We start from the raw sequence: 7,485 nt of genomic DNA, 5'->3' as shown, positions 1-7,485 counted from the left end.
AAGCCGCGCGGGGTCCAGGGCCAGGCTGTACGGCCCGGCGGGCAGGCCCCCCAGCCGCGCGGTGCCGCGGGCGTCCGCCTGCGACTGGCGGGAGACCGGGCCGCTCAGCACCACGCCGGTATACGGCAGCGGGTCCTCGCCGGGGTCCAGGGTGCCGCTGCGGTTGACGTCATGGAAGACCAGCGCCTCGAGCGCCGTGACGGGAGCAAAGGCGACGTCGCGCTCGGCGCGGCCGTTCTCGGTGACCTTGACCGCGGCGGGTTCCAGCGCCTCGACGGTCGCGGGCAGTCCGGCGGGGAAGCTCAGGGCGTGCTCGCCCACCGGGGCACGCACCAGGTACTGCCCCTGTGGACCGGACACGCCCCTGGCGCCGCCGATCTCGACCGTCACCCCGGCGAGCGGGGGCTCGTCCGGGTCGCGGGTGCCGCTGAGGTTCACGTCGCGGTAGAGCGTGCCGCGCACCTCGCCGCCGATGCGCCCGCCGAACAGGTTGACCATGGCGTCGGGGGTGGCAAAGGCCCGGCGAACGTCGTAGCTCACGCCCAGACGCACCGCGTGGGTCAGGTTGCCCGACCCCAGGCCCTGCGGCGCCTGCAGGCGGTAGCCCGCGCTGAGGTTCAGGCCCTGCACGCCCACGTCCCGCACCCCCAGGCTCACGCCCAGCAGGTCGGCGGTCGCCAGACTCTGCGGCTGCACCGTCCAGCTGCGGGCGTAGTCGAAGGTGCTGCTCAGGCGCGGGGTCCACTGCCGCTCCCAGCGCAGGCCCAGGCCGTGGGTGGTCACGGGGTCGGCCCCGCCCTCCACCCGGCGCTCGAAGACGTAGCGCACGGCGAAGTCGTCCTGCCCCGGACGGTAGTCCACCTGCAGCGCCCCGGACAGCCGCTCGTTGGGCGGCCCCCCCGGCTCGGGGTCGCGCTGCCAGGCCACTTGCCCGGTGGCCTTCACGGGGCCACGGATCAGCGCCGCGCCCACCGCCGCCTGCTGGGCCAGCGCCCCCGGCACGTCGTCGTCCGACCCCACCGTGTAGAGGCCCGAGGCCCGCAGCGACCCGCCCGCCATCCCGAAGGTGGGCGAGACGATCCCGGCCGACACGCTCCATTCCAGCCCGGAGTCAGGCTCAGAGTCAGACCCGGAGTCGGGGAGCGTGCCGCCCTCCACCCGCCCGGACAGGCTGGCGCCCAGGCCGCCGGGACCGCTGTAGAGCAGCACCCCCGACCCGCTCCAGACCGCCCCGCCGGGCTGCAGCTGCACCGCCGCCGCCGCCCGCACCCCGAAGGGAGCCAGCCGGGTCAACCCCCCGGTGAGCCCGAAGACGTGGACCCCACCGGGGCTGCCGCTGTAGCTCTGGGTCAGGTCGAAGCCGTCGCCCTGGTAGCTGAGCTGCTGGGTCCAGAAGAGACTGCTCTGGTAGAGGCCGTTCTCGCTCTGGCCCACGCCCGCGACCCCCAGCGACAGGCCCAGGCCGGGGCTCAGCACCCGGACGTAGCGCACGCCGATCAGGTCGGTGCGCCGCTCGTCGTCGCCGCGGCTCACCAGCGAGGTCCCGGCGTCGAATTCCAGCCCGCCGCCCGCGAGCTGGGTGCTGGCCCGCACCCCGGCGCCCAGGACGCGGCCGTCCGGCAGCCGGGTGTACTGCACCCGGGGGCTGACCCGCCACGCGCCCCACAGCACCGTGCCCTCCAGCTGGCCTCCACCCGCTCCCAGCGCCAGGTTGGCGACCCAGCGCCCGGCGCCCAGCTGAAGGCCGAAGGCGGTCCCCTGCGGCAGCGGCGACCCCCGGTCCCCCGTGAGCCCCGAGACGCCCGCCGTGCCGCGCACGTAATCCGACAGCGCCCCGCTCAGGGTGGGCTGCAGGGCGTAGCTCACGGTCCAGTCGGTGCCCCCGGGCGACCACGTCACCCCGGCCTCGGCCGAGGTGCGGACCCGGAACAGCAGGCTGGGCCCTTCCAGCGCGGCGGCCTGCTGCCCCGCCGCCGTGAGGTAGACCGCGTCGGTGCGGGTGGTGGCCCGCGCCTCCGGGTCACGGGCCGAGGCCGCCTCCACGAACAGCACGTAGCGGTAGCCTTCCGAGACCTGCCCCGCGTCCAGCGAGACGGTCACGGTCGTCGCCTCGCCGGGGGCCAGCCGCACTTCCGGCACGCTGAGCTGCGGGCGGCCGTCCACGTTGGTGACCCGCAGCCGCACCGTGTCGGCCTCGTTGCCGAGGTTGCGGACCTCCACCGGCACGCTCAGCGTCTCGCCGGGCGTGGCCTCCACCGCCAGCGGGCTGCGCAGCGCCACCCGCGCCTGGGCCAGCACCTGCACGGTCGCCTGGGCGCGGGCGACCTCGCGCTCCCCCTGCAGCACCCGCAGGGTCAGCGGCGGCGAGGCCCCCACCGGGGCCAGTCCCGGCACCCGGAAACTCACGGGCACCAGGGTGCGGCCGCGCAGGGTCAGGGTGCGCCGCCGGGTGACCGGCACCCAGTCGGGCGGGCTGTCCACCTCGAAGGTGAATTCGCCCTGGCCCTCGGCGGCGAAGGTCAGGGTGACGTAGCTGTTCGGCGCCGCCTCGCGGGGGGCGGGAGCACTCACCGTCGGCGGTCCCGACTGGGCCAATGCGGGGGGGGTCAGCGCCGGGAGGGCCGGGGGAGCCAGCAGCAACCAGGCCAGGAGAAGCAGGGGGCGGGACATACAGGGGCCTCACCTTCGGTGGGGAGCTTGGCGGGAAGCTCGGTGGGGAGCGCCTGGCGGCTCCGGGCCAGCCCCCGGGATTGGGAACCGGGGAAGGGGCAGAGCCGGGGGGAGCTTCCTGCGGTGTCCGGTCCCATCCGTTCCCGGCCACCGGTTCCTGCGGGCCCTGACCGGAATCCGTGTCAGGGCAGCGCCAGCGCGGTGAAGGTCATGTCGAAGAGGTAGCCGCCGCCCGCCTCCGCGCCGGTCAGGTCCAGCGCGAACTCGACGCTGAGCGGCAGCCACCCGGCCGACGGACCGCTGCCGCTCAGGACCACCTGGGGACCGGGGGTGACCTGCACCCAGGGGCCACCGTTGACCCGGAAGTTCAGCCCCGGCAGCGGCAGCGTGCGGCCCCGCACGTCCGGCTGCGACCGCACCTCCAGCTGCACCGTCCACGGCCGGGCCGAGCTGGAGAACACGCCGAACGCCTGCGCCGGGGCAAAGTAGCGGGCCGGGAACTGCGCGGGGGGATAGTTGGCGGGTCCCAGGTCGAACGTCACCTCCGTGACCGCAGGCCGCCGCAGCACGATCAGGTCGGGAATCAGCGGGCGCAGCAGCGCGTCCGTCTGGGCCGGGGCCGGACCCGGCAGCGGCAGCGCGGGAAACGGCAGGCCTCCCTGCGCGGCGGCGCTCCCCCACAGGGCCGCCGCCAGCAGAACGGCGGGACCGGCGCGGCGGCTCCTGCGGGTGTCTGGAGCACTTGTCAAACAGGGACCTTCTTGTTGACCGAGCGGACGGGCAAGGCTCCGCAGGAGAGCGAGCGGGTTTTGCCGAGGCTGTGGGACTGGCACAGCTCCGCAGGAGAGAATGGAGCCGTGAAGGGTGCCCTTCCTCTCACGGTGGAATGCGGACAACTTCTCCGGCGCTCGTGAACGGGGAATCATGGTCGGCCTCCTCCGGCGCCTCCGGCACTGCCCNCCGTGAAGGGTGCCCTTCCTCTCACGGTGGAATGCGGACAACTTCTCCGGCGCTCGTGAACGGGGAATCATGGTCGGCCTCCTCCGGCGCCTCCGGCACTGCCCGCGCCGGGAGGGGGCGGCGGCGACGTCGGCGGGGCAGGCGCGGGCGCGGGCGCGGCCGCCTTGAGATCGAAGGGCAGACTCACCACATGCTCGGCGAGAATGTCTTTGTTCTTCTGGCCGTTGTTCAGGATCACCAGGGCGGTGTATTGCCCCCTGGGCACCGGCCCGGCCCACGCGGAACGCAGCAGCAGGCTGCGGCCCGGCAGGGCCACCGCGATGTCCAGCGGCAGGGTCGCCACCAGGGTGCCCGCCGCGTCGCGCAGCTCGACCCGGCCCTGCACCGCCACCGCCGAGGTGCCGGAGTTGGTGTACTGCACGGCCAGCTCATAGGCCCCGGTGTCGGTTCTGGGCACGTTCTCGAAGATGCCGGTGATGCTCCCGGCGGTGGTCATGGGCTGCACATGCACGTACATGGTGTGTCCCACCCGCAGCCGGAAGCTGGCCAGCGTCTTGCCCGGCACCGCCGCCGGTTCCTGGCCCTCGAACATCAGCACGGCCCAGTGGGTGCCGGGCGCGGCCCCGGCAGGCACCTGAATGGTGTAGCGCACCTGCTTGGTCTCCCGCCCGCCCAGGTCCAGTTCGCCCGGCGACACGCTGGTCCACGGGGCGCTGCTTTCCTTCACGCTGCCCACCGGCAGAAACTGGCTCTCGCCCACCTCGCTGATATTCATGTCCATCAGGTAGGCGGCGACCTTGAGCCGCACGGCGGTCTGGTTGGGGTTGTAGATGTTCAGCACCTGCGTGACCGTCTGGCCCGGCGTGACCGTGTAGTGCCGCGTGATCGGGTCCACACCAATCGTGCCCTGGGCCGAAGCCAGGGCCGTCAGCGCCAGCAAGCAGGCGAGCAGTCGGGCAAGAATGCGCAGGGGGAGAAGCCTCCTGGGACGGGGGGGGGTGCCGGGCAACAGGGGGCAGCGCGGCGCGTGACCGCAGTGCCCCCCAGCGGGGTTCAGTTGCCCGTGGCGAAGCCAGCGGTGTTGGAGGTCAGGGTGTAGGTCAGCGTGGCGATGTTCTCGCCCGCGCGGTCACCGTCGACCACGACCGCCACGACCACCAGGTCATCGAGCCAGCTGGTGTTGGCGCGGCACTTGGAGGGTCCGGCGGGCCGGGCCGTGGTGCTGCCGCTGCTGGCTGCCGCCCGCGCTCCGGTGGTGCCCACCGTCATGCGGCGGGGAATCAGCTCGCGGGTCGCGCCCGGGGGCAGATCGTACAGGCCGGTCACGTCGCCCCAGAAGTCGCAGGGGTTGTCCTGGATGTACATCAGCTGGTTGCCCAGGGCCCCGGCGCCGGGGTTGTCCCGCTGCACGCTGAGCTTGAAGCCGCCCACGTTCGAGAACTTCTGGATGATGAAGCTCCGGTAGCAGACGAAGTAGTCCTTGCTGCCCTCGACCAGCTCGCCGCCCTCGGCCGTCCGCACGGGCGGGTACTGGGTGACCTGGGGACCCGCGTTGATGCGGATCTTGCCGAAGTCCCCGTCGGGCGAGTAGGAGGTGCGCAGCGGCAGAACCTGGGTCTGGCCCCAGAAGTCGTTGCCGAGTGCAGTGCGCTCATCGGCTCCCAGGCCGTAGGCGCAGTACCAGGTGCTGTCCTGGTTGCCCAGCTGGGAGATGTCGAAGACCAGCTGCGTCGCGTCGAGGTGCAGCGCGGTGGCCTCGGGCAGCTTGAGGTTCACGGTCTGCTGGACCTGGGCGCTGGTGGTGCCCATGTTCACGGCGTCCGGTCCCGAGCCGGTGGTGGGGTTGATGGTCTGCGCTCCGGCGACACTGGCGAGCAGCATCAGGGTGGCGGTCATCCAGCGGGTACGCATGGTGGCTCTCCTTGTGGCGTGCATCTGCGGTGGGTCGAACAGGTGGCCGAGAATCTCGCTCGAGGGATGTCCGGTCATTCGCCAGTGCTCCTCCTGGGTGGAGTTCGTGGGGCACGCCCCCGTCCCTTTGCCGTGCAAGCGCACTGTAAGAAGAGCCGCGTTACAGCAGCGTGAAGGATCGGTTGAGACAGTCACATCTGCACTTGAGGTCCGGGGCCACGTCTCGCCCCTTCCTCGGCCCGGCTCCTCCCCTCCGCCTCCCCCCTGTTGATGACCACATGAGGACTCCAGGAGAACGGGAACCCCCGCTCTGACACGTTCCCGCGCAGGACCGCCGACCCGCCCGCCTGCCAGTGCCTGTCCGCACTGCCCACCCAGCTTCGCCCTCCAGACACGCAACGGACATGCTGCCTTCACGAAGGGCACATGAAGGCGTAAGCTGGGGGTGTTCCTGGTGCCTGTTGGCCGGGCGGCGGTCCCTCCCTGGGGTCGCCCTCCGCCTCCCGATTCGCTCTTCACGCGTGTGCGGGGCCCCACCTGCATACCCGGTTCCCTGGGGGCAGAACGTGACGCCGTCGCCGCAACTCCCCATGTCCACGAACGCCGAGCCGGACTGGCGGCTACAGGTGCTGGGCCACGTCGCCCTGCACGACGGCAGCGACGTGGTGCCGCTGTTTCACAAGGGGCTGGCGCTGGTGACCTACCTCGTGCTTGGGGGCCGCGCCCACCACCGCGAACACCTGGCCGCGCTGCTGTGGGACACGCCGGACGCGCTGGGCAACCTGAGGGTCGAGCTGCTGCGGCTGCGGCGCCGGGGCGTGGGGCTGCTGCCGCCGCGCCAGCCGATGCTCTCGTTGCGCTGCCGCACCGATCTGGAGGACTGGGAGGCGGTGCCGGACGACTTCCGCAGCGAGTGCGAGGTCTCCGGGTGGCTCTCCTTGCTGCGCGGCCCGGCGCTCAGCGGCCTCGAGGACCTGGGCACCACCGCCTTTCGTGACTGGCTGGACACCCAGCGCAGCGCCCTGCAAGACCGGGTGGAGGCGCGGCTCTCGCAGGCGGCCTCGGTGCTGGCGGCGCGGGGCGATCAGGCCAGCGTGCGGCTGATCCTGGCGCGGGCCGGGGCCCTGGGCCTGGAACTGGGCACCCTGCGCCCGCCGCAAGGGGCGCTGACGCTGTGGCCCGAGCAGCAGGCCCAGTGGCGCGAGGTGCTGGGCCGGGCCACGGGGCAGCCCCAGCTGGTGCTGCTGCACGGCGAGGCCGGAACCCGGCGCGAGATGCTGAACACGCTGGTGCAGGGCAGCGCGTGGCAGACCGTGCAGGTTCACGCGGGCAGCGGCGGCCCGCTGTGCCGCGCGGCGCTGGTGACCCAGCTGCGGCGCCTGCTGCCCCCCGGCAGCGGGGTCCCCCGGCGCCCGGAGCCGGACAGCCCGCTGGAAATCACCGAGCTGCTGGGTGCCGTGACCACGCCGCTGCTGCTGGTGCTGCATGACCCCTCGCCGGAGGACCCGTGGTGGGTGCCGCTGGTGAGCACCGCGCTCGACCTGCCCTGCACCCTCGCGGTGGTGGTGCTGGACGCCTCGCCCCCGCACCTGAGCCCCCGCCCGCTGGCGCCCCTGCTGCGGCACGCCGCCGGTCCCCAGCTGCACGTGATGGCCCTGAGGCCGCTGGGCGTGGAGGAAGTCACCCGGATGCTGCACGCCCGTGGCCCGCAGGCACCCCCGGGGGGCGACGGCCTGGCCGCCCGGCTGGTGCAGTGCACCGAGGGGTCGCTGCCCTACCTGCAGGCCCTGCTGGAGCGCACTCCCCCCGCGCCCGACCACCGCCTGCCCGCGCCCGTGGCCGAACTGCTGCTCGCCGAGCTGTCGGCCCGGCCCGCCGATGAGCGTCAGGCGTTCGCGCGGCTCGCGCAGGTCTACGGCCCCATCACGCCGGACCTCGCGGCCA

General features: G+C 73.2%; 4 protein-coding genes and 1 pseudogene. 1 reads left to right on the top strand and 4 read right to left on the bottom strand.

Features of this window, described 5'->3' with window-relative positions:
• The 4 genes from QOL99_RS13055 to QOL99_RS13040 form a co-directional block, all read right to left on the bottom strand.
• Nucleotides 1–2,670, bottom strand: a 2,670-nt coding sequence (locus QOL99_RS13055; RefSeq protein ID WP_285524441.1) for a COG1361 family protein, incomplete at its 3' end; no start/stop codon positions are given.
• Between the two features lie 182 nt (nucleotides 2,671–2,852).
• Nucleotides 2,853–3,419 carry a hypothetical protein gene (locus QOL99_RS13050; RefSeq protein ID WP_285524440.1) on the bottom strand — a complete coding sequence of 189 codons (567 nt, stop codon included), beginning with the start codon at nucleotides 3,417–3,419 and terminating at the stop codon, nucleotides 2,853–2,855.
• 278 nt (nucleotides 3,420–3,697) lie between these two features.
• Nucleotides 3,698–4,570: a hypothetical protein gene (locus QOL99_RS13045; RefSeq protein WP_285524438.1), complete on the bottom strand. Its 873-nt coding sequence runs from the start codon at nucleotides 4,568–4,570 to the stop codon at nucleotides 3,698–3,700.
• Nucleotides 4,571–4,683: 113 nt separating this feature from the next.
• The gene (locus QOL99_RS13040) at nucleotides 4,684–5,619 is read right to left on the bottom strand and encodes a hypothetical protein (RefSeq protein WP_285524437.1); all 936 of its coding nucleotides are present in this window, start codon (nucleotides 5,617–5,619) and stop codon (nucleotides 4,684–4,686) included.
• A 488-nt stretch (nucleotides 5,620–6,107) separates the two neighbouring features.
• On the opposite strand from QOL99_RS13040, the pseudogene QOL99_RS13035 reads away from it, so the two are divergent.
• Nucleotides 6,108–7,485 (top strand): annotated as a pseudogene (locus QOL99_RS13035) (hypothetical protein); the annotation flags it as partial.

This window comes from Deinococcus rhizophilus, from assembly GCF_030271215.1.
GTDB lineage: Bacteria > Deinococcota > Deinococci > Deinococcales > Deinococcaceae > Deinococcus > Deinococcus rhizophilus.
The sequence above is the reverse complement of the archived record's forward strand: the minus strand, read 5'-3'. Positions and strand labels throughout refer to the sequence as shown.